At 61.2% G+C, this 20,521-nt stretch carries 22 protein-coding genes and 1 tRNA gene; 7 read left to right on the plus strand and 16 right to left on the minus strand.

Going from position 1 to position 20,521, the window contains the following annotated elements:
- Positions 1-12: 12 nt before the first annotated feature.
- The 4 genes from ACQZ5H_RS20200 to rsfS all read right to left on the minus strand — a co-directional run bounded on the left by ACQZ5H_RS20200 (position 13) and on the right by rsfS (position 3,929).
- The gene (locus tag ACQZ5H_RS20200) at positions 13-1,335 is read right to left on the minus strand and encodes a S41 family peptidase (protein WP_112718143.1); all 1,323 of its coding nucleotides are present in this window, start codon (positions 1,333-1,335) and stop codon (positions 13-15) included.
- Entirely contained in the window at positions 1,325-2,749 is a 1,425-nt protein-coding gene (locus ACQZ5H_RS20205; protein WP_449098973.1) for a murein hydrolase activator EnvC family protein, read from the minus strand. The genes ACQZ5H_RS20200 and ACQZ5H_RS20205 overlap by 11 nt, the downstream gene beginning before the upstream one ends.
- 129 nt (positions 2,750-2,878) lie before the next feature.
- Positions 2,879-3,361: a 23S rRNA (pseudouridine(1915)-N(3))-methyltransferase RlmH gene (gene rlmH / locus ACQZ5H_RS20210; RefSeq protein ID WP_130283035.1), complete on the minus strand. Its 483-nt coding sequence runs from the start codon at positions 3,359-3,361 to the stop codon at positions 2,879-2,881.
- A 121-nt stretch (positions 3,362-3,482) separates the two neighbouring features.
- A complete protein-coding gene (gene rsfS / locus ACQZ5H_RS20215) occupies positions 3,483-3,929 on the minus strand; it encodes a ribosome silencing factor (RefSeq protein ID WP_112718147.1) in 447 nt (148 codons plus the stop codon).
- Positions 3,930-4,128: 199 nt separating this feature from the next.
- On the opposite strand from rsfS, the gene ACQZ5H_RS20220 reads away from it, so the two are divergent.
- Positions 4,129-4,506: a winged helix-turn-helix domain-containing protein gene (locus ACQZ5H_RS20220; protein ID WP_130283037.1), complete on the plus strand. Its 378-nt coding sequence runs from the start codon at positions 4,129-4,131 to the stop codon at positions 4,504-4,506.
- On the opposite strand, the gene modC is transcribed toward ACQZ5H_RS20220, so the two are convergent.
- The 3 genes from modC to modA form a co-directional block, all read right to left on the minus strand.
- On the minus strand, positions 4,507-5,574 hold the full coding sequence (gene modC / locus ACQZ5H_RS20225) for a molybdenum ABC transporter ATP-binding protein (RefSeq protein WP_449098870.1): 1,068 nt from the start codon (positions 5,572-5,574) through the stop codon (positions 4,507-4,509).
- Positions 5,571-6,272: a molybdate ABC transporter permease subunit gene (gene modB, locus ACQZ5H_RS20230; protein ID WP_413710553.1), complete on the minus strand. Its 702-nt coding sequence runs from the start codon at positions 6,270-6,272 to the stop codon at positions 5,571-5,573. Before modB ends, modC begins: the two co-directional genes overlap by 4 nt.
- Positions 6,273-6,364: 92 nt before the next feature.
- Entirely contained in the window at positions 6,365-7,156 is a 792-nt protein-coding gene (gene modA, locus ACQZ5H_RS20235) for a molybdate ABC transporter substrate-binding protein (protein ID WP_130283043.1), read from the minus strand.
- Between the two features lie 314 nt (positions 7,157-7,470).
- Between modA and ACQZ5H_RS20240 the strand changes: the two genes are divergently transcribed.
- Positions 7,471-8,256: a class I SAM-dependent methyltransferase gene (locus ACQZ5H_RS20240; RefSeq protein WP_449098871.1), complete on the plus strand. Its 786-nt coding sequence runs from the start codon at positions 7,471-7,473 to the stop codon at positions 8,254-8,256.
- Between the two features lie 265 nt (positions 8,257-8,521).
- Here ACQZ5H_RS20240 and ACQZ5H_RS20245 read toward each other — a convergent pair whose 3' ends face one another.
- From ACQZ5H_RS20245 to obgE, 4 genes are read right to left on the minus strand one after another with little or no spacing between them, the layout of a single operon-like run.
- Positions 8,522-9,106, minus strand: a complete 585-nt coding sequence (locus ACQZ5H_RS20245; RefSeq protein ID WP_210341129.1) for a nicotinate-nucleotide adenylyltransferase — start codon at positions 9,104-9,106, stop codon at positions 8,522-8,524.
- Positions 9,107-9,143: 37 nt separating this feature from the next.
- Positions 9,144-10,427 carry a glutamate-5-semialdehyde dehydrogenase gene (locus tag ACQZ5H_RS20250; RefSeq protein ID WP_449098872.1) on the minus strand — a complete coding sequence of 428 codons (1,284 nt, stop codon included), beginning with the start codon at positions 10,425-10,427 and terminating at the stop codon, positions 9,144-9,146.
- A complete protein-coding gene (proB, locus tag ACQZ5H_RS20255; protein ID WP_199627993.1) occupies positions 10,420-11,589 on the minus strand; it encodes a glutamate 5-kinase in 1,170 nt (389 codons plus the stop codon). Before proB ends, ACQZ5H_RS20250 begins: the two co-directional genes overlap by 8 nt.
- Positions 11,576-12,658: a GTPase ObgE gene (gene obgE, locus ACQZ5H_RS20260; RefSeq protein WP_199627992.1), complete on the minus strand. Its 1,083-nt coding sequence runs from the start codon at positions 12,656-12,658 to the stop codon at positions 11,576-11,578. The genes proB and obgE overlap by 14 nt, the downstream gene beginning before the upstream one ends.
- A gap of 83 nt (positions 12,659-12,741) precedes the next feature.
- Here obgE and ACQZ5H_RS20265 point away from each other — a divergent pair, with 83 nt between their 5' ends.
- Positions 12,742-13,605: an endonuclease/exonuclease/phosphatase family protein gene (locus tag ACQZ5H_RS20265; RefSeq protein ID WP_449098873.1), complete on the plus strand. Its 864-nt coding sequence runs from the start codon at positions 12,742-12,744 to the stop codon at positions 13,603-13,605.
- A gap of 37 nt (positions 13,606-13,642) precedes the next feature.
- Here ACQZ5H_RS20265 and ACQZ5H_RS20270 read toward each other — a convergent pair whose 3' ends face one another.
- The 4 genes from ACQZ5H_RS20270 to rplU form a co-directional block, all read right to left on the minus strand.
- A complete protein-coding gene (locus tag ACQZ5H_RS20270; RefSeq protein ID WP_449098874.1) occupies positions 13,643-14,230 on the minus strand; it encodes a GNAT family N-acetyltransferase in 588 nt (195 codons plus the stop codon).
- A complete protein-coding gene (locus ACQZ5H_RS20275) occupies positions 14,227-14,883 on the minus strand; it encodes a GNAT family N-acetyltransferase (RefSeq protein ID WP_449098875.1) in 657 nt (218 codons plus the stop codon). The genes ACQZ5H_RS20270 and ACQZ5H_RS20275 overlap by 4 nt, the downstream gene beginning before the upstream one ends.
- A gap of 124 nt (positions 14,884-15,007) precedes the next feature.
- Positions 15,008-15,277 (minus strand): 50S ribosomal protein L27, encoded by a 270-nt coding sequence (gene rpmA / locus ACQZ5H_RS20280; RefSeq protein WP_112718171.1) that lies wholly within the window; start codon positions 15,275-15,277, stop codon positions 15,008-15,010.
- A 36-nt stretch (positions 15,278-15,313) separates the two neighbouring features.
- Entirely contained in the window at positions 15,314-15,631 is a 318-nt protein-coding gene (gene rplU / locus ACQZ5H_RS20285; protein WP_112385937.1) for a 50S ribosomal protein L21, read from the minus strand.
- Between the two features lie 303 nt (positions 15,632-15,934).
- On the opposite strand from rplU, the gene ACQZ5H_RS20290 reads away from it, so the two are divergent.
- From ACQZ5H_RS20290 to ACQZ5H_RS20300, 3 genes are all read left to right on the plus strand, one after another.
- A tRNA-Ser gene (locus ACQZ5H_RS20290) sits at positions 15,935-16,024 on the plus strand.
- Positions 16,025-16,202: 178 nt separating this feature from the next.
- Positions 16,203-17,186 carry a UDP-glucose 4-epimerase GalE gene (galE, locus tag ACQZ5H_RS20295; protein WP_449098876.1) on the plus strand — a complete coding sequence of 328 codons (984 nt, stop codon included), beginning with the start codon at positions 16,203-16,205 and terminating at the stop codon, positions 17,184-17,186.
- Positions 17,164-18,714, plus strand: coding sequence for an alkaline phosphatase family protein (locus ACQZ5H_RS20300; RefSeq protein ID WP_449098974.1), 1,551 nt, complete (start codon positions 17,164-17,166; stop codon positions 18,712-18,714). The genes galE and ACQZ5H_RS20300 overlap by 23 nt, the downstream gene beginning before the upstream one ends.
- A 5-nt stretch (positions 18,715-18,719) precedes the next feature.
- On the opposite strand, the gene ACQZ5H_RS20305 is transcribed toward ACQZ5H_RS20300, so the two are convergent.
- Entirely contained in the window at positions 18,720-19,238 is a 519-nt protein-coding gene (locus ACQZ5H_RS20305; protein ID WP_449098877.1) for a DUF1993 domain-containing protein, read from the minus strand.
- A gap of 324 nt (positions 19,239-19,562) precedes the next feature.
- Here ACQZ5H_RS20305 and ACQZ5H_RS20310 point away from each other — a divergent pair, with 324 nt between their 5' ends.
- Positions 19,563-20,492, plus strand: a complete 930-nt coding sequence (locus ACQZ5H_RS20310) for a sugar ABC transporter substrate-binding protein (RefSeq protein ID WP_449098878.1) — start codon at positions 19,563-19,565, stop codon at positions 20,490-20,492.
- The last annotated feature ends 29 nt before the right edge of the window (positions 20,493-20,521 follow it).

A 20,521-nucleotide genomic window follows, 5' to 3' on the forward strand; every position in this document is an offset into this window, starting at 1 on the left:
GCAATCTCGAAATTACTTTGCGGAAACCGCCTTTTCCGGGTTCGGCGGGAAGGCCGGATCGGTCTTCTTGCCGCGGAGCAGGTCCAGCGCATAGTTGAGCTGGACGTCGTCCTTCGGATCCGGCGGGACGTAGGCAACAGAGCCGGAGCCTTCGTCTGTCTCACTCTGGCCCTTGATGTGGCCGCGCAGGCTGGATTCGCCCTCGGTCACCATCTTGCCCTTCAGATCGTCCGGAAGCGGCTCGTCGACCTTGATGTCAGGCGTGATGCCGGTGCCCTGGATCGAGCGGCCCGACGGCGTGTAATAGAGCGCCGTCGTCAGGCGCAGGGCGCCGTTTTCGCCGAGCGGGATGATCGTCTGAACCGAGCCCTTGCCGAACGAGCGGGTGCCGAGCACCGTTGCGCGGCGCAGATCCTGCAGAGCGCCGGCGACGATTTCCGAAGCGGAAGCCGAGCCGCCGTTGATCAGCACGATCACCGGCTTGCCGTCGGTCAGGTCACCAGGGCCGGCGTTCCAGCGGCGGGTTTCATCCGGATTGCGGCCGCGGGTGGAAACCACTTCGCCGCGCTCCAGCAACGCGTCGGAAACCTTGATTGCCTGGTCGAGCAGACCGCCCGGATTGAGGCGCAGGTCGAGGACGTAGCCCTTCAGCTTGTCGGCCGGAACGGTTGCCTTGATCTTGGTGATTGCCTTTTCGAGATCCGGATAGGTCTTCTCGGTGAAGGAGATGACGCGCAGGTAGCCAACATCGTCCTCGACGCGAGACTTCACGGCCTGCACGGCCACGACGTCACGGACGATCGTCAGTTCGATCGGCTTGTCGGCGCCCTTGCGGATAAGCGTCAGCTTGATCGGCGTGTTGATGGCGCCGCGCATCTTTTCGACGGCGTCTTCCAGCTTCAGGCCGCGGACCGACTGGCCGTCGATCTCGGAGATGTAGTCGCCGGCGAGAACGCCGGCCTTGGCTGCCGGGGTGTCGTCGATCGGGGTGATGACCTTGACGAGCTCGTCTTCCATGGTGACTTCGATGCCGAGACCGCCGAATTCACCCTTGGTTTGGGTGCTCATGTCCTCGGCGTCCTTGGCATTCATGTAGCTGGAATGCGGGTCGAGGGAGGAAAGCATGCCGTTGATGGCATTTTCGACGAGCTTGTTCTCGTCCGGCGGCGTCACGTACTGGGCGCGCACACGTTCGAAAACATCACCGAATACCGAGAGCTCCTTGTAGGTGGATGCTCCCGCCGCCTCGGCGGGCACGCCTGCCGAATAGATGACGCTCATCGCGGTCGCACCCATCAATGCGCCGACCAGAACAAGAGAAGCCCTACGAATCATTGCGTGCCTTTCCAGTGTCTTTGACGGTCCACCACGGCCGGGAATCGACCGGTTTACCGTCTTTTCGAAATTCAATGTAAAGCGTTGGAAGGTTTGTTTCCAGCGCCAATGCTGTCGCGCTTGCCACTCTTTTTGCGCCCATTGCCGCAAGCGGTTCACCGGCGAAAACGAACTTGCCCTGGCGGGTGCTGATCGTGTCCATCCCCGATAGAACCAGGTGGTAACCGTCGCCCGTATCAAGAATGATCATCTGGCCATAGCTGCGGAAGGCGCCGGCATAAACCACCAGTCCGTCCGCCGGTGCGGTGACCACCGAATCCGGGTTGGTCGCCAGCGTCATGCCCATGGCCTCGTGCCCGGTGCCGTCGGCATCGCCGAACTGACGCAGAATATCGCCCGCCACGGGCAGCTCCAGCTTCGCCTTCAATTCTCCGAACGGATATGCGGGCGCAATGCGGTTTTTATCGGGCACACCGCTGTCTGCCAGGGCCTTCGCCTGGGCCCTTTGTTCATCGGTCAGGAGCTTGCGATTTTCCTCTTCGCGGCGGGCCGCCTCGGCGGCGTCGCGGACGGAAGAGATTTCCGATTCCATCGATGCGACGAGGCCTTCGAGCGTCGTCGCCTTGCCGGCGAGCTCCTCGGAATGCTTCTTTTCGGCCTCCAGCTCGGCAGCGTTGCTGCGGCTCAGCTTGTCGTTTTCAGCGAGCAGCAGATCCATGCGCCGCTCTTCCTCGATGCCGTTGGTCATCGTTGCCGTCAGGTCGGCGCGTTCCTTGGTGCTGGCTGCCTGCAAGGCGGCCAGATTGGTCAGGTCAGCAGCTAACTTATCGGTTTCCTTGCGCATTCCCGGCACGACAGCGCCGAGCAGAATGGCGCTGCGGACGGATGCGAGAGCGTCATCGGGGGTCACCAGAAGCGCTGGCGGCGGGTTGCGGCCCATGCGCTGCAGTGCTGCCAGCACTTCGGCGAGCAGGCTGCGGCGGTCATGCAGCGAGCGGCGAATGCCGTCTTCCTTGACGCCGAGATCGGCGAGCTTCTTCTCGCTGTCGAGGATCTGCTTTTCCAGCGTCTTGCGGCGGGCGGCGGAATCGATCAGCGCCTGGCGAATGGTCGTGCTGCTCTTGTCGAGATCGGCGATGCTCTTCTCAAGCTCGTTCACTTTGTCTGACGAAAGATTGATCGTCTTCGAGAGAGCATCGAGCTGGGCGCGGGTCTCGTCACGCTTCTTGGCGAGTTCTGCGGCCGGATCCGGCGGCGGCGCTTCTGCGGCTTGAGGTGTTGCAGGTGGTGCGGCAGGCGCAGGCGTGGCCTGATCACCGCTCTGAGCGGGTGCATCCTGCGCTTTCGATGGAAGCGGCAAAAGGGAAGGCACGGCTGCCGCGGTAAGACCCGCCGCAAGAAGAGGCAAAATCAGGCTCGTTCGCTTGCGGGCGCGTCGTGTCATGCGTGTTCGGGGCAACTCTCAAAATCGCGCGGAGACTAAGCTGATTTGGCAGCTTTGACCAGAAAGATCGCAGCGGCGGAATACACGGCTGCGTGAGGCTCAGACCCGGTGGTAGGGGTGGCCGGAGAGGATGGTCACGGCGCGGTAGAGCTGTTCGGCGATCAGAGTGCGGACGATCTGGTGCGGCCAGGTCATCTTGCCGAGGCAAAGCGTCATGTCGGCGCGGTCGTAGAGAGCGGGATCGAGGCCGTCGGCGCCGCCGATCGCGATCGTCAGGTCGCGTTTGCCGTTGTCGCGGTAAGTGCCGAGCGTGCTTGCGAAGGCCTCGCTGTCGAGCGCCTTTCCGCGCTCGTCGAGCAGGATGAGGATGCCGCCATCCGGAAGCGTCTTCAGTAGCATTGCCGCTTCCTCGCGCTTGCGGGTCTCGGCATTGGAGGCGCGGCTTTCGGCGACTTCGGCAACGCGAGAAAATTCGAGACCTACCGCCGGGCCAGCCTTGGCAAAGCGGTCGAAATAGCGGGCCGCAAGATCCTTCTCCGGGCCGGATTTGAGCCGCCCCACGGCAAAAAGGCCTATGCGCATATCATCCGCTCCTGTTCAGCGCCCTTTAAGAACGCAAAACCGGCCTACTGAGGCCGGTGTCCATTGTTTCCGGCCTTGCTGCATGCCGTATGTCAGGCGCCGGATGAAGGCCGGGTGCCTGTTAGTGGCGCGTTTCTTCGTCCATATCCGGAGCGGCCCACATCTTTTCGATGTTGTAGAACTCGCGGATTTCGGGGCGGAAAACGTGCACGATGATATCGCCGGTATCGATCAGAATCCAATCGCCACCTTCCTGTCCCTCGACACGCGCGGCACCGAAGCCGTCGTCCTTCAGGTCGGAGAGGAGGTGGTCGGCAATCGCCATGACATGGCGGTTCGATCGCCCGGAGACAACGACCATGTAGTCGCCCAGCGCAGATTTCCCAGCAATGTCGATGGTGGCGATATCTTCAGCTTTCGAGTCCTCGAGGCTGGCGAGGACGGCTTGCAGGGCGCGGGCAGCGGCATCGGCGCCACGTTCCGGGCTCTTCGGGATAACGGCAAGCGTTCTTCCCTTGGCGTGTACTGTTGTCAGTGCTTTCCCTTTCCTGGAATAACAGACATGCACATCAACTGATTTGGGTCGTCCAAATCATAGTTAAGATAGGCATCAAACCATTAATCTTTCAAGACACAGGCCCGGTTTCGTCGCGCGAAGACTTGCGCTGGCGATCAACAATTATGACAGGCCGCAGTCGATGGCGGCGGTGTACAGCGGCAAAGGCCCGGCGTAAAGTGCCGCCATTGTTTTAGAAAATGCGGATTACATGCCCGAGCTCGCCAAGAACAATCTCATTCCGGTGCTCCGTATCAGCTTCCCGCACGAGGATCGCCTCGGCCGCGGCAAGATGGAACTCCTCGAGCATATTCGCGAAACAGGATCGATTTCGGCGGCGGGCAGGGCGATGGACATGTCCTATCGCCGCGCCTGGCTGTTGGTCAGCGACATGAACCGGATGTTCAAGCAGCCGGTCGTCGAATCGCAGCGGGGTGGCCAGAAGGGTGGCGGCGCGGCGTTGACGCCGTTCGGCGAGGAGCTGCTCGCCTGCTTCCGCCGGATGGAAGCGACAGTGCGCACGACCCTTGCCAGCGAGCTCGCCTGGCTCGAAGACAACCGCAGCCCTGCCGATGGCGGGCAGCGCTGATCACGGCTGCAGCGCCACCGTCTTGATGATGGCGTAGACGGGCTTGCCCGGCGCCAATGCCAGTCTCTCGACCGAGAGCGCGGTGATGCGCGACAGCACGATATCGCCACCGCAATCCACCTGGATCTCGACCGTTCCGTCGTCGGCCGGCGCCAGATCGCGGATGCTGCCTTCGAGGATGTTGAGGGCGCTGAGGCCCTCCGGCTTTTGGGTCGCGAGCATGACGTCACGGGCCGGGATGAGGATGCGCACGCGCTTGCCGGGCTGGACCGCTGTTCCGGGGAGCTGCAGCTGCGCGGTTTTCAGCGCCACGGTGGCGAGCCGGTGGAGGGTATCGACACTTTCGACCGTTCCTTCCAGCAATGCGCCGGCCTCGCGCCGCCCCTCTTCCGTCGATGGCTTGCTCAAGACATCGACGGCACTGCCGATCGCGTCCACCCTGCCGTCGCGCATGACGACGACCTGACTTGCGAGGCGTGCCACTTCGGCGATGGAATGGCTGACATAGACGATCGGGATCTGCGTCTCGTCACGCAGCCGTTCGAGATAGGGCAGGATTTCGGCCTTGCGCGCGTCGTCGAGCGCGGCCAGCGGCTCATCCATCACTAGCAGGCGCGGGGACGAAAGCAGGGCCCGGCCGATGGCAACGCGCTGTCTTTCGCCGCCAGAAAGCTTCGCCGGGCTGCGGCCAAGCAATGGCTCGATGCCGAGCATGTCAATCACCCGGTCGAAATCACCGGCCCCGCCTGTCTTCGGCGCGAACCACCGGCCGTAGGTCAGGTTGCTGCGAACGCTCAGGTGCGGAAAGAGCCGCGCTTCCTGGAAAACGTAGCCGAAGCGGCGGCGATGGCGGGGGACAAAAATGCCCTTTGCGGTATCGGTCAACGGCTCACCGTCGAGCAGCACCTTGCCGTCTTCGGGCCGGGTCAATCCGGCGATGATGCGGATCATCGAGGTCTTGCCCGAGCCGGAGCGGCCGAACAAGGCGGTGACGCCGCTTTCGGACGTGAAGGCGCCGTCGAGGCGGAAGGACCCGAGGCGATGTCTGGCTTCGACGGTCAGCGTCATTCCGGATCGATCCTCCGGCCGGCAAGATAGGCCATGAATTCGGAGGCCAGCAGGGCCGCCATCGAAATGACGACTGCCACCATCGTCAGCCTGAAGGCGCCCGCATCGCCGCCCGGTACCTGGGTGAAAGTGTAGATGGCGGCCGACAGTGTCTGCGTCTCGCCCGGGATGTTGGAGACGAAGGTGATGGTCGCGCCGAATTCGCCCATCGCTTTTGCGAAGGAGAGGATCATGCCTGCGATGATGCCGGGAAGTGTCAGCGGCAGAGTGACGGTGAGGAAGACCCAGAGGGGGCTGGCGCCCAGCGTTCCCGCGGCTTCCTCGAGCTTGCGGTCGACGGCCTCGATCGACAGGCGGATGCTGCGGACCATCAGCGGAAAGCCCATGACGGCACAGGCAAGCGCGGCACCGGTCCAGCGGAAGGAGAAGACGATGCCGAGATACTGGTCGAGCATGCTGCCGATCGGCCCGCGGCGGCCAAACAGGACGAGTAGCAGGAAACCGGTGACGACAGGCGGAAGAATAAGCGGCAAATGGATGATGCCGTTCAGCAGCGACTTGCCATAGAAGCGTCCGCGGGCCAGCAGTAGGGCGGCGCCAATGCCGAATGGCAGGCTTGCCACCATCGCCACGGCGGAGACGCGCAGGCTCAGCATGATGGCGGTCCACTCTTCGGCGCTGAGGCCAAGGGCATCCAAGATCGCGGTTCTCCAAAAAAATAGAAGGCTCGCTGATGTGCGAGCCTTCACGCTAAGCTGCAGAATGAAATTCCGCAATCATTTCAGTTTGATCACTTCAGGATCGTGAAGCCCTGCGCCGTGAAGAAGGGAGCTGCCTTGTCGGACTTCAGGAAGTCGAGATAGGCAGCCGCATCGGCATTCTTGCTCTCGGCGAGAAGCGCGACCGGGTAGATGATCGGCGGATGGGAATCGGCCGGGAAGGTGCCGACGATCGCGACGCCCTTATCGGCGGCTGCGTCGGTCTGGTAGACGATGCCGTAGGGCGCTTCGCCGCGGGAAACGAGGGCCAGCGCGGCGCGGACGCTTTCGGCAAAGGCTGCCTTCGGCTCCACGGCCTTCCAGATGCCGAGCTTGTCGAGCGCGGTCTGGCCGTATTTGCCTGCCGGGACCGACTTCGGCTCGCCCATGGCAAGCTTGCCGTCGCCGATCAGGCCGGCGAGATCGAAGCCCTGCTTGATGTCGACAGGCTTGGCCTTGTCCTTGGCGGCAACCAGAACCAGGCGGTTGCCGAGCAGGTTGGAGCGCGTGTCGTCCTTGATCAGCTTCTTGCCGGCGACATAGTCCATCCAGTTGAGGTCGGCGGAGATGAAGACGTCGGCAGGTGCCGCATTCTCGATCTGCTTTGCCAGCGCGCCACTTGCTGCGTAGGAAACGACGGCTTCCTTGCCGCTCTCCTTTGCCCAGGCCGCATTGGCGGCGTCGAGCGCATCCTTGAGGCTGGCTGCGGCAAAAACGGTGACCTTCTCGGCGGCTGCGGCCGGCTGCGGTAGGGTGCCGAGGCCGATAAAGCCTGCCGAAATCGCGGCAATAGCCAGTTTCATCCAATGGCGACGGTTTTGCATGTCATTCACTCCCCAGTTCGAAATATCGAAGGGAATATATCGATCTGCTGCTGCTTTGCTAGCGATATATTTGGCGGGACATATTGCGGAAGCGCTATAGATTATCTGCCAAAGTATTGCCACAAATGACGAAGCAACCGCGACATTTTCTCGCGATGATTGTATCTATTCTGCCGGAATCCCTTGGAAACCAAAGTAAAATCGAGTCCACTGCGGGTTGATCTTGCCGAAACTGTTTTATCTGCTGTTTAATGACGGTAGAAATATGCGGGAATCGCTATGGAATTAACAAGCATAGAGGATCGGCAGTTTTGATGAACTCGGCGACACGGAAATTCATCTTTCACGACTTGCAGACGATCGAGGGATACATTGATCCCCCGGATGCACTGGTGTTCCTCTCGTTGTTGCAAAGTCAAAATAGCAAGAGCCTTGCCGGCGGCATTGCAGAGATCGGCGTGTTCTACGGGCGCTCATATTACCTCTTCCGCAAAATCTGCGGTCCGGAGCAGAAGGTCGTGGCGATCGATCTCTTCGATCTCGGCCAGACCGATGACGGCGCCTCGCCGCAATATGGCCGTTTCCTCGAGAATGGCCGGCGTCTCGGACTTGCTGTGGATGAGGAGCTGGTCATCAAGGGCGATAGCACCCGGCTTTCGGCCGACGAGATCAGTGCCAAGGCGGGCGAAATCCGATTCTTCAGCATCGATGGCGGGCATATGCTGCCGCATGTCGTGGCCGACAGCCGGCTGGCGAAGGATTGCCTGGCGCCGCATGGCGTGATCGCCTTCGACGACACCTTCAATCCCGCATGGCCGGAGGTCACGGTGGGGGTCGCCGACTTCTTGCGTGAGAACGGTGCGGAGTTCTCGGCCTTCTGCATGACCAAGTACAAGACCTATGTCTGCCGCCGCGACCATCACCAGTTCTATTACGATGTCATCGCCAAGGCGCCGGACCTGACTGCTTTCGACCATGTCGAAACGGAATTCCTGGGGTCCAAAGTTGCAAGGCTCCACAATCCAATCAGCAGGCGAATGGTCTATGAATTGATGATCCGGTCAGGAATGAGCGCCTTTTCCGAACGGGTCTACCGATAGCCCGTTCGGATTGCCGCAAAAAGCAGCATCATCATGCGAAGTATTTAGCCTAGCCTTGCGCATGATGCATTGCTGCAATGCGATATGCGATCTTCACGTTTCGATCGATTATGGTAAAACATACTCATCGAAACGGCCACTCCTCCTCCCAGGCCGTTCGATATGGATCGGCAACACTCCTCCTCCCAGTTGTCGATCAAGTTTATGAAGCCCGACGGATCCTCCCCCGTCGGGCTTTTCATTTCTCCACACTTCCAGAATTCGTTTATTCGGCAGCCTTGCGGATTGCCGTCGAGCTCAAGGCAGAGCGCGGTCCGTGGATGAAGGTCCAGGCGGGCGCCGGCTTCTTCCAGAGCGCCCTTGCGTCATCCTCATCGATACGCGCAAAGGCGAAGGTCTTGGCCATTTTCGAAGAGAGATAGGAGAGCGTCGAGCCGGGCCGGTCGATCACGGCGATCGGGAAGGTGCGGGCGATATCCTGCCACTTCTGCCATTTGTGGAAGGTTTCCAGGCTGTCGGCGCCCATGATCCAGACGAAGTGGACATGCGGATTGCGCGCCTTTACGCGCGCCAGCGTATTGGCCGTGTAGCTGATGCCGATCGACTGCTCGAAGGCCGTCACCTTGATATGCGGATCGGTAGCGATTGCCTCGCTAAGTGCGATCCGCTCGGCGAGCGGCGCCAGATGATTGCGGCTCTTCAGCGGATTGCCGGGTGTCACCATCCACCAGAGCTGATCGAGGCCCAGGCGGCGGATGGCGATCTCGGCCACCAGTGCGTGGCCCTGGTGCGGCGGGTTGAACGATCCGCCGAAAAGACCGACGACCATGCCGCGCTCGGTGTGCGGCATGCGAAGATAGCGCCGGTCGATCTCTTCTGGGATCACGTCAGGGCCGCGTCTGTCCGGTACCGCGAACGCGGTATTTGAAGGAGGTGAGCTGCTCGACGCCGACTGGGCCGCGGGCATGCATCTTGCCGGTGGCGATGCCGATTTCCGCCCCCATGCCGAACTCACCGCCATCGGCAAACTGGGTCGAGGCGTTGTGCAGCAGGATGGCCGAGTCGATCTCGGTGAAGAAGCGCTCAACGACGGCAGGATCCTCGGCGATCACGGCTTCGGTATGGTTCGACGAATAGGTCTGGATGTGCTTGATCGCGCCCGAGATACCATCGACGAGTGCAACCGAAATGACGGCATCGAGATATTCCGTCGACCAGTCTTCTTCGGTCGCTGGCTTGATGCCCGGAGCGGCCTCGAGGACATCGGCGGAGCCACGGATTTCGCAGCCGGCGGCAGCAAGCCCATCGAGAAGCGGCTTCAGATGCGTTTCAGCGACCGCGCGGTCGACCAGCAGCGTCTCGACAGCGCCGCAGACGCCGGTGCGGCGCATCTTGGCGTTGACAATGATCTCCTTGGCCATGCCGAGATCGGCAGACTTGTCGACATAGATATGGCAGAGGCCTTCGAGATGGGCGAAGACCGGGACGCGGGCTTCGTTCTGTACGCGGGCGACAAGGCTCTTGCCGCCACGCGGCACGATGACGTCGATCGCGCCTTCAAGGCCGCGCAGCATGGCACCGACCGCCGCACGGTCGGTCACCGGAACCAGCTGGATCGCATGCTCGGGCAGACCGGCTTTCTTCAAGCCCTCGACCAGGCAGGCATGGATCGCCTGCGAGGAACGGCGCGAATCCGAGCCGCAGCGCAGGATTACCGCATTGCCGGCCTTCAGGCACAGCGCGCCGGCATCTGCCGTCACGTTCGGGCGGCTTTCGAAGATAACGCCGATGACGCCGAGCGGCGTGCGGGTGCGCTGGATCTTCAGGCCATTCGGCCGGTCCCAGGCGGCGATGACTTCGCCGACCGGATCCTTGAGTTCGGCAATCGTGCGGATGCCCTCGGCCATTTCGGCGACGCGCTTGTCGTTCAGCGTCAGGCGGTCGACGAAGGAAGCCAGCAGGCTGCCACCTTCGACATCCTTCAGGTCCTTGGCGTTTTCGGCGAGGATATGGGCCTTGTTGCGCAGGATCGCATCGGCCATGGCGTTCAGCGCCTTGTTCTTGCTTTCGGTGGAGGCAAAGCCCAACGGTCGTGCTGCAGCCTTTGCCTTGCGGCCGATGTCGTTCATCAGCACATCAATGTCGGGGCCTTGCACAACTGTATCAAGCATAGCTTGCGTCCTTCTTCTGCCTTTCCGATTTCGAACTTATCTGCGCCGTCATCACCATGTCGTCACGGTGGATCATGGCGGCGCGGCCGGGATAACCGAGAATCTTCTCGATCTCTGCGGACTTGCGGCCGGCGATCTGGCGGGCCTCGTCGGCGTCGTAGCTCGCGAGACCACGGGCAATCTCGCGGCCGGAGGGGCCGATAATCGCAACTGTATCGCCGCGGCTGAAGACGCCGTTGATCTTGCGCACGCCCGCGGGAAGCAGGCTCTTGCCGGCCCCGAGCGCCGTCATCGCGCCCTCGTCGATATGGAGCTCGCCGGCGGGCTGCAGCTGACCGGCAATCCAGGTCTTGCGGGCGGTCACGGGCGTTCCAGATGGCGCAAACCAGGAAGAGCGGGCGCCATTGGCGATGGCCGATAGCGGGCTATCCGTCTTGCCCGAGGCAATGATCATGGCGCAGCCGGAGGTCGTCGCGATCTTGCCGGCGTCGATCTTGGTGCGCATGCCGCCGCGCGACAGCTCGGAGGCGGCACCACCGGCCATCGCTTCGATCTCGGGGGTGATTTCGGCGATCGTCTCCAGGAATTTCGCATCCGGGTCGAAATGCGGCGGCGCCGTATAGAGGCCGTCGATATCCGAAAGCAGGATCAGCAGGTCGGCGCCGGTCATCGTTGCGACGCGTGCGGCCAGGCGATCATTGTCGCCATAGCGGATTTCGCTGGTGGCAACCGTGTCATTCTCGTTGATGATCGGCACGGCGCCGATCTTCAAGAGCTGGTTGATGGTGGCGCGGGCGTTGAGATAGCGGCGGCGCTCTTCGGTATCGCCGAGTGTCAGCAGGATCTGCCCGGCGACGATCTCGTCGCGCGACAGGCTTTCCGACCAGGCGCGTGCCAGCGAAATCTGGCCGACGGCGGCGGCGGCCTGGCTTTCTTCCAGCTTCAGGGCGCCGGAGGGAAGATCGAGAACCGAGCGGCCGAGGGCGATAGCACCGGAGGAAACCACGAGAACATCGGCGCCCTTGGCCTTCAGCGCCGCGATATCGGCGCACATGGCATCGAGCCAAGCCTTCTTCAGGCCCGTCTTGCGGTCGACGAGCAGTGCAGAGCCGATCTTGATGACGATGCGGCGATAGCGGTCGAGCGGCTTACGCGTTGTCATCCACTTCGCCTTCTTCATCGGATGCCATATCGCGGTGACGAAGCTTCGGCGTCTTGGCGATCTTTTCAGACGAGCCGGCATTGGCCTCGGTGATGATCTCGCGCAAAGCACGCAGCACCTCGGTCATGCCCTTGCCGGTCGCCGCCGAAATCTGGAACGGGGTGCGGCCGCAGGCCTTGGCAAGTTCCTTGGTCTTCTTCTTCAGCGTTTCGTCGTCAAGCACGTCGATCTGCGACAGCGCGACGATCTCGACCTTTTCGCCGAGTTCCTCACCATAGGCTTCGAGCTCGTAGCGGACGGTCTTGTAGGCTTTGCCGACCTTCTCTTCCTGCGCGGAAACAAGATGCAGAAGAACGCGAGTGCGCTCGACATGGCCGAGGAAGCGGTCACCGATGCCGACGCCTTCGTGGGCGCCCTCGATAAGGCCCGGAATGTCGGCGAGAATGAATTCTTGGCCGTCCACGGTGGCAACGCCGAGGTTCGGATGCAGCGTGGTGAAGGGATAGTTGGCGATCTTCGGGCGGGCGCGGGTGACCGAGGCCAGGAAGGTGGACTTGCCGGCATTCGGCATACCGACGAGACCGGCGTCAGCAATCAGCTTCAGCCGCATCCAGATGGTCTTTTCCTCGCCCTCGAGGCCGGGATTGGCCCAATCGGGCGCCTGGTTCGTCGAAGACTTGAAATGCGCGTTGCCGAAGCCGCCGTTGCCGCCGGCTGCAATGCGGAAGCGCTGACCTTCCTCGGTGAGATCGCAGATCAGTGTTTCGCGGTCTTCTTCGAAAATCTGCGTGCCGACCGGCACCTTGAGCGTGACGTCGCCGCCATTGGCGCCGGTCCGGTTGCGGCCCATGCCGTGCGTGCCGATCTGCGCCTTGAAGTGCTGCTGATAGCGGAAGTCGATCAGGGTATTGAGCCCGTTGACGGCCTCGGCCCAGACATCGCCACCGCGTCCGCCATCGCCGCCATCGGGGCCGCCGAACTCAATGAACTTCTCGCGCCGGAACGAGACGCTGCCCGCGCCACCGTCTCCAGACTTGATATAGACCTTTGCTTCGTCGAGAAATTTCATTTTACTTCCAGTACCGGTGGCTATTAACGCGCCCCATTCGCCGCTTTCGATATAGGCGGTTCATGCGGAGGTCAAAGAATATCGTGAAGTTTGCGAGCTATAACATACAGTACGGCTTCGGTCTTGATGGGATTTACGACCTGGGACGCATTGCGGAGAGCCTCGAGGGTGCTGACGTCATCGCCCTGCAGGAGGTGACCCGAGGCTACGAGAAGAACGATTTTGCCGACATGCCGGCCGATCTGGCGGCCTTCTTTCCCGACTATTTCTGGGTCTATGGCGCGCCGTGCGATCTGCATGTTGCGGCCGGCGAGGGCGGCTTTCCGCAGCGTGGCACGCGCTTCCAGTTCGGCAACATGATCCTGTCGCGTTTTCCGATCCTGTCGACGCGAACGATCCTGTTGCCGCGCAGCCGCACGGTCTCCAAGCTCAACCTGCAGCGCGGCGCGACCGAGGCGTTGATCGATATTCCCGGCCGGCCGCTGCGCGTCTATTCCGTGCATCTCGACCATGTCTGGGTCGACGAGCGCATTGCCCAGATCCGCCATCTCAACGAGCGGATCAATGCGTTCCGCCTTGAAGGCGGGTCGGTCAGCGGAGCGGCGGAGATCGGTCTGGAGGAGTTGCCTCTGCCGGAGGATTACGTCGTCATGGGCGATTTCAACATGGTGCCGGAATCGCCGGAATATTGTGCTTTCGCCGGTGCCAGGGACGGCTACTACGGCCGCACGCCGCGCGTCGGCACGCCGGTCGATGCGCTTGCGGCGCTCGATGGTTATCATCCGGGAAGCTATAGCTGGATGGATCCTGGGGATCACGGAAAGCGCATGCATCTCGATTATTGTTTCGTCAGCGGCGGATTGGCAGGCAGCCTGAGAGGCGCCCATATCGATACGGAGTCTGTCGGTTCCGATCATTTCCCCATCTGGGCCGAGATCGAAATCTAGAAACGCCGCGGCGCAACCGCGGCGTTTCCTTCATGTTTCAGGCGGCCCTGGCAGCCTGCAGTGCGCCGGGCTGGAGAACGGTTTCGACATGCGCCACCATGGTGTTACGGGCGAAACTGTAGATCTCCGAGCAGCCGGTCATGCGGAAGCCGAGCTTTTCCTGCAGCCGGAGCGATGCCGGATTGTCGGCAAACACGCCGGAATGAACAGGCATGTCGGGCATCCGCCGCGAGAACCGCTCCAGAACGGCTTCGACAGCCTCGCTCATGTAGCCGCGCCGCCAGTAGTAGCGGTTCAGCCAGTAGCCGAGGTGCCAGCGGCCATGACGAAGCTCGACGGAAACCATGCCGATATGGGCATCGTCACCGTTGGTGATCGCCAGGTTCCAGCCCGGCAGGGCGCCTGAAGTGACCGGAACCAGCCAGTCCAGAGCATCCTGCCGGTGATAGGGTGCCGGGACGCGCGAAAGCATGCGCGTCACGGCAAAGTCGGACAGCGTTTCCGCCATGGCATCGGCATCGCTCAGCCGGTGAGGGCGCAGCGACAGTCTTGCCGTGCCGATAACCGGGGCGGGCCCCGGCGTCATCGGTTGGACCTTCGGCCGGTCGAGCAGGGCAGCACTCATGACAGGGCCCCCCAGCTTCTCAGCGACATCCAGGTCTTCCGGTCCAGCCGGTACCATTCGACAGGTACGTTGGAGCCGAGCGCCAGCGATGCGGCAAGGCCGGATCCCTGGAATTGGAAGCCGCACTTCTGGATGACCCGCCGCGAGGCGATGTTCATCACCCGGCAACGGGCATCAATCTGGTCGATGTTTTCCCTGGTGCGCAAAACCATGTCGACCAGCGCGTGGCACGCTTCCGTCGTGTAGCCTTGACCCCAAAAGGGTTCGCCGAGCCAGTAGCCGATCTCGACGGTGCGGCCATCGGCATGCGGCTCGACACCGCAGCAACCGATAAACGCGCCGTTTTCAGCTTTGGTAATCGCATAGACGCACTTGCCGATCTCGCCATTCTTCGTGCGACGCACGAAGTCAGCGGCATCATTGGCGGTATACGGGTGCGGCATGCGCGATACCATTGTGGCGACTTTGGCGTTGTTGGCGAGATGGGAAAGGGCGTCAATGTCTTCCTCGTGCGGCGCGCGCATGACGAGCCGTTCCGATAACAAGACAGGGCAATCAGTCCTTAACCGCTCCGGCCTCAGCCGTTCCTTGGGAGACCTCTGGTCTTCCCGGGTAGACCGTGATTGGTCGACCCTGATCAGTTCGCCTTGCATGTTCAGTCCTCCTTATGGACAAAGAAAAAGGGGAGATGGCGCCCCATCTCCCCTGTTTTCTGGACTGAACCTGATACGCTCAGCCGGGTCGATGAGACGCCGGCTGTTTTAGAGCGCTACCGGCTTATTCCGCTGCTTCGGCTTTCGGCATTACAGATACGTACACGCGACCATTGGCCTTCGTTCGGTAGTCTACATTGCCTGCCGTAAGCGCAAAAATGGTGTGATCCTTGCCGAGGCCGACATTGGCGCCCGGATGCCACTGCGTACCGCGCTGACGCACGATAATGTTGCCTGCGATGACGGCTTCGCCGCCGAACTTCTTCACGCCAAGGCGCTTAGACTGAGAGTCGCGACCGTTGCGCGACGAACCGCCAGCTTTTTTGTGTGCCATTGGATTTCTCCTTTAAACCTTGTTGCCCGAAACCGATTACTTGGCTGCCAGGATGTCCGTGATACGGACAACCGTGTGATGCTGGCGATGACCGCGCGAGCGCTTCGAGTTCTGACGGCGGCGCTTCTTGAAGGCGATGACCTTCTTGCCACGGTTCTGCTCGACCACTTCGGCCTTTACCGATGCGCCCTTGACGAAGGGTGCGCCGATCGCCGCATCGGCGCCTTCGCCGATGACGAGTACTTCGGTGAATTCAATGGAGTCGCCAGCGGATGCTTCAAGCTTCTCGATGGTCAGCACGTCGTTTGCTGCCACACGGTACTGCTTACCGCCGGTCTTGATGACTGCGAACATTGTTTAATCCTTTCATGTTCGATCCAGCTCTCCCCGCAAGATGCAGGTGGCCGTCTTTTTATCAGTCTGTGTTAAGCAGGGATTTCAGGACGGATGCCCCAAACTCTGTCTGCCGGTGAAGCCCCACGCGGGCGCGGGGCGGACAAGGCACGGACTTTTCCACGCCTATTGCGGACGCGGGATAGACGAGTGTCAAAAATCTGTCAAGGCAGAAGGATGAAAAAGCTTCGCAATTTCGTCTTGCCAGTCCGTGATTCTATCGTTATGAGACAGCCCGCGCCCAACAGCGCCAACCAAAACTGCGGAGAGGTGGCAGAGTGGTTGAATGTACCGCACTCGAAATGCGGCGTGCCTGCAAGGGTACCGTGGGTTCAAATCCCACCCTCTCCGCCATTCATCTTCCAAGCATAGTTCTTGCCGGGTTCGACATTTCGGCACAGCGCTCGCCACCCGAGCTAAGCCTTCCTATACCTCTTTTGCTGCTCTGCAGCATCTCTCGGTCAGTCCCCCTTTTTCTTGCCGTTTATCTCCTCTAGGTTCCTGTCATCCGATACGGCAACAAAGGTGGTGCATGGCAGGTGAAACTGTTCTCGTGGTCGGCGGAGCCGGCTATATCGGCTCGCATACGTGCCTCGATCTGGCGAACAAGGGGTATAAACCCGTCGTTTTCGACAATTTCTCGAATGGTCATCGGGAATTCGTCAAATGGGGGCCGGCCGAGGAAGGGGATATCAGGGACCGGGCGCGGCTCGACGAGGTGCTGGTGAAGCACAAGCCTTCGGCGATCCTGCATTTCGCGGCGCTGATCGAGGTCGGCGAATCGGTCAAGGATCCCGTTGCCTTCTATGAGAACAATGTGGTTGGGACGCTGACGCTGCTGTCGGCGGCGCAGGCGGCCGGGATCAATGCCTTCGTGTTTTCCTCGACCTGCGCGACCTATGGCTTGCCACAGAGCGTGCCGCTCGATGAACAGCACCGGCAGGTGCCGATCAATCCCTATGGACGGACGAAATATATCGTCGAGCAGGCGCTGGCCGATTATGACCAGTATAAGGGCCTGCGTTCGGTGATTCTGCGCTATTTCAATGCGGCCGGGGCCGATTTCGAGGGCCGGATCGGCGAGTGGCATGATCCGGAAACGCATGCGATCCCGCTGGCGATTGATGCAGCACTCGGCCGCCGCCAAGGCTTCAAGGTGTTCGGCAGCGACTATGAGACGCGCGACGGCACCTGCGTACGCGACTATATTCATGTGCTGGATCTTGCCGACGCCCATGTGCGCGCGGTCGAATATCTGCTGCGCGGTGGTGATTCGGTGGCGCTCAATCTCGGCACCGGTACTGGCACGACCGTGAAGGAGCTGCTCGGGGCGATCGAGGATGTGTCGAACCGGCCGTTCCCGGTCGAATATATCGGTCGCCGCGAGGGTGATTCGCATACGCTGGTTGCCAATAACGACAAGGCGCGCGATGTGCTCGGCTGGGTGCCGCAATATGATCTGTCGCAGATCATAAGCTCAGCCTGGAACTGGCATTCGCGTACCAACCAGCACTGAGGCAGCCTTGAGCAGACGTCCGAACGTTCTCCTGATCACCGCGGATCAATGGCGCGGTGATTGCCTTTCCGCAGTCGGCCATCCCACTGTGCTGACGCCTGGTGTCGATGCGCTCGCCGGCGAGGGCGTGCTGTTTCGCAACCATTATGCCGGGGCGGCGCCCTGCTCGCCGGCGCGGGCCACGCTTTACACTGGCCTCTATCAGATGAACCACCGGGTCTGCCGGAACGGGTCGCCGCTCGACCGTCGTTTCGACAATCTGGCGCTGATGGCGCGGCGGGCGGGCTATGACCCGACGCTGTTCGGCTATACCGATACGGCGCCCGATCCGCGGGCGCTTCAGAGCGGCGATCCGCATCTGACCAGTTATGAAGGGCTGCTGCCGGGTTTCACGGCACGGCAGTTGTTGCCGGAGCACGAAAAGCAGTGGCTGTCCTGGCTCCGGTCGCGCGGGCATGCCGGGGCGGTGAACCGCGATATCCATATTCCGGCCGGCGCACAGGCGGGTGAAATATCGGCCAGCAGCCCGGCCTATTCAAAAGACGAGACGCAGACGGCCTTTCTGGCGGGTGAATTCATTCGCTGGCTCGGCGAGCAGGAGGATGCCTGGTTTGCGCATGTCTCTTTTCTCCGCCCGCATCCGCCGTTTTCGGTGCCGGAGCCCTATGGCGCGATGTTCCAGCCCGGTGACGGGCCGGCCTTCGCGCGTGCCTCTTCCGCTGAAGCGGAGATGGAGGCGCATCCCTATCTCGCCTATGCGATGCCGAGGAGCGGCAAGGGCAGCTTCATCCATGGCGCCAGAGGCCCGGTCAACGATTGGGATGCCGAGGATTTCGCGGCGATCCGGGCGATCTACTATGGGATGATTGCCGAGGTTGATGCGCAGCTCGGGCGGATCTGGCAGGCGCTGAAAGATGTGGGGACCTGGGACGACACGATCGTCATCTTCACCTCCGACCATGCCGAGATGATGGGCGACCACTGGATGCTGGGGAAGGGCGGCTTCTTCGACGGCAGCTATCACATCCCGCTTGTCATCCGCGATCCGCGCGCCGGGCAAAAAGGCGCGACCGTCAGCCAGTTCACCAGCGCTGCCGATATCTTCCCGACGCTTTGCGAAACGCTTGGCATGAGCGCAGAGAACGGGCTCGATGGCCATTCGCTGCGCGCGCTTGTCGATGGTGCGGATGCCGGTCAGTGGCGGGATGCGGCCTTCTGGGAATTCGACTTCCGGGAGATCGCCAGCGGTGATGCCGAGGCGCATTTCGGGCTAAGGCCCAATCAGTGCAATCTCGCGGTCATCCGCGACGAACAGTTCAAATATGTGCATTTCGCGGCGCTGCCGCCGCTGCTCTTCGATCTAAAGGCTGATCCGATGGAGATGCGGAACCTTGCTGCCGATCCCGCGCATGCAGGAACGCGGCTTGCCTATGCGGAAAAGCTGCTGTCGCTCAGGGCGCGTCACCTCGATCAGACGCTTGCCTATACCGAACTGACAGAAAAAGGGCCGGTGTCTTACCGGCCCTGAAGCGTTCAGCCGAAATTGCCGAGATAGTCCATCTTGCCGACCGGGGCGCCCTGGTTGCGCAGGATGGCGTGTGCCATGCCGATGTGGAAATAGAAGTTCGGCAGCACAAACGTGGCGAGATATTCGTCGCCGCTGAGGGTCACTGTCTTGCCCGCTCTGCCGCCGATCTGGCGGGTTACCTCGGTTTTCTCGGCGCCATCGAGCATGTCAGGCGTAACAGTTGCCAGATAGGCTTCTGCCTTGGCGATGCGCTCCCGCAGTTCGGCCACGGTCGTTTCGTTGTCTTCGAATTTCGGCGCGTCGGTCGAGGTCAGACGGGTGATGCCGAACTTCGCGGTATCGGTAGCGCGTTGAAACTGTCCGGCGAGCGACAACATGTCAGGCGCCAGTCTCGCGTTCACCAAGATACTGGAATCGATCCCCTTTTCCGTCGCGTAGGCTTCCGCCTTGTCGAGATAGGTGGAAAGCGTTTTCAATCCGCGCTGAAAGACCGGAACGGTCAGCCGGTACATGGAAACAGACATTGAAATCTCCTTTGGGCAATGAGTTCAGCAGGCCGCTGAAGGCGCTTATCTAGGCGCGCCGCATGACGATTGCATCGTCGCACGCTGCGGCTGCCAGACTTTTTTTGGCGAGGGTCCTTTCGCCATTGCTTTAAAAAGAGTTGACGTCCCGTCCGGAAAATGGAATGAATATTCCGTCGGGCAAATTTTACGGTTTGTTTGTTCCGTTTTTGACGGAGCCGCCTCACGGGAGTGGCGGTACATTGGAATTACGGCTTTTGGGCTGGGCCCGAAGTTCCGGCGTGAGGAGGGTGCTGCCGGACACCGCTTTGTGGAGGAAATAAAATGAAAAAGTTTATCCTGGGCACCGCTATGGCGCTTGTCATGTCGACGGCCGCTCACGCTGCAAATGTCGGCGTGTCGATGGCAAAGTTCGACGACAACTTCCTGACCGTTCTTCGCAACGGCATGGTTGACTACTCGAAGACGCTGAGCGGCGTGACGCTGCAGGTCGAAGACGCGCAGAACGACGTCGCCAAGCAGCAGAGCCAGATCCAGAACTTCATCGCTTCCAAGGTCGATGCGATCATCGTCAACCCTGTCGATACCGATGCGACGGCTGCCATGTCGAAGCTCGCTGCCGATGCTGGTATCCCGCTTGTTTACGTCAACCGCCAGCCGGTGAACATCGATACGCTGCCTGACAACCAGGCCTTCGTCGCTTCCAACGAACAGGAATCTGGCACGCTGGAAACCAAGGAAGTCTGCCGTCTTCTCGGTGGCAAGGGCAAGGCCGTGGTCATCATGGGCGAGCTTTCGAACCAGGCTGCCCGCATGCGTACCCAGGACGTTCATGACGTCGTGAAGACCGACGAATGCAAGGGCATTGAAATCGTCGAAGAGCAGACGGCAAACTGGGATCGTACCCAGGGCTCCGACCTCGTCAGCAACTGGCTGTCCAGCGGTCTCGAGTTCAACGCCGTCATCTCCAACAACGACGAAATGGCGATCGGCGCGATCCAGGCTCTCAAGGCCGCCGGCAAGGACATGAAGGACTACGTGATCGGTGGCGTTGATGCCACGCAGGACGCATTGGTTGCAATGCAGGCAGGCGATCTCGATGTGACCGTGTTCCAGGACGCCGCCGGTCAGGGCAAGGGCTCGCTCGATGCGGCTCTGAAGCTCGCCAAGGGCGAAAAGATCGACAAGAAGGTCTACATCCCCTTCCAGCTCGTAACTCCTGAAAACGTCAAGGACTTCGTCACCAAGAACTAAGGTGACTGTCGCGGATGCGGGCGGCTTGC

This window comes from Rhizobium sp. 21-4511-3d, assembly GCF_053522545.1.

Bases quoted from the DNA above. Each gene is read 5' to 3' on its own strand.
- ACQZ5H_RS20270 (WP_449098874.1), bottom strand. From the start codon at position 14,230: ATGAGTGCTGCCCTGCTCGACCGGCCGAAGGTCCAACCGATGACGCCG.
- ACQZ5H_RS20250 (WP_449098872.1), bottom strand. From the start codon at position 10,427: ATGCTTGATACAGTTGTGCAAGGCCCCGACATTGATGTGCTGATGAAC.
- obgE (WP_199627992.1), bottom strand. From the start codon at position 12,658: ATGAAATTTCTCGACGAAGCAAAGGTCTATATCAAGTCTGGAGACGGT.
- ACQZ5H_RS20275 (WP_449098875.1), bottom strand. From the start codon at position 14,883: ATGCAAGGCGAACTGATCAGGGTCGACCAATCACGGTCTACCCGGGAA.
- rpmA (WP_112718171.1), bottom strand. From the start codon at position 15,277: ATGGCACACAAAAAAGCTGGCGGTTCGTCGCGCAACGGTCGCGACTCT.
- ACQZ5H_RS20240 (WP_449098871.1), top strand. From the start codon at position 7,471: ATGAACTCGGCGACACGGAAATTCATCTTTCACGACTTGCAGACGATC.
- ACQZ5H_RS20220 (WP_130283037.1), top strand. From the start codon at position 4,129: ATGCCCGAGCTCGCCAAGAACAATCTCATTCCGGTGCTCCGTATCAGC.
- proB (WP_199627993.1), bottom strand. From the start codon at position 11,589: ATGACAACGCGTAAGCCGCTCGACCGCTATCGCCGCATCGTCATCAAG.
- rplU (WP_112385937.1), bottom strand. From the start codon at position 15,631: ATGTTCGCAGTCATCAAGACCGGCGGTAAGCAGTACCGTGTGGCAGCA.
- galE (WP_449098876.1), top strand. From the start codon at position 16,203: ATGGCAGGTGAAACTGTTCTCGTGGTCGGCGGAGCCGGCTATATCGGC.
- modA (WP_130283043.1), bottom strand. From the start codon at position 7,156: ATGCAAAACCGTCGCCATTGGATGAAACTGGCTATTGCCGCGATTTCG.
- ACQZ5H_RS20245 (WP_210341129.1), bottom strand. From the start codon at position 9,106: ATGCCGCACACCGAGCGCGGCATGGTCGTCGGTCTTTTCGGCGGATCG.
- ACQZ5H_RS20200 (WP_112718143.1), bottom strand. From the start codon at position 1,335: ATGATTCGTAGGGCTTCTCTTGTTCTGGTCGGCGCATTGATGGGTGCG.
- ACQZ5H_RS20305 (WP_449098877.1), bottom strand. From the start codon at position 19,238: ATGTCTGTTTCCATGTACCGGCTGACCGTTCCGGTCTTTCAGCGCGGA.
- rlmH (WP_130283035.1), bottom strand. From the start codon at position 3,361: ATGCGCATAGGCCTTTTTGCCGTGGGGCGGCTCAAATCCGGCCCGGAG.
- ACQZ5H_RS20310 (WP_449098878.1), top strand. From the start codon at position 19,563: ATGAAAAAGTTTATCCTGGGCACCGCTATGGCGCTTGTCATGTCGACG.
- modC (WP_449098870.1), bottom strand. From the start codon at position 5,574: ATGACGCTGACCGTCGAAGCCAGACATCGCCTCGGGTCCTTCCGCCTC.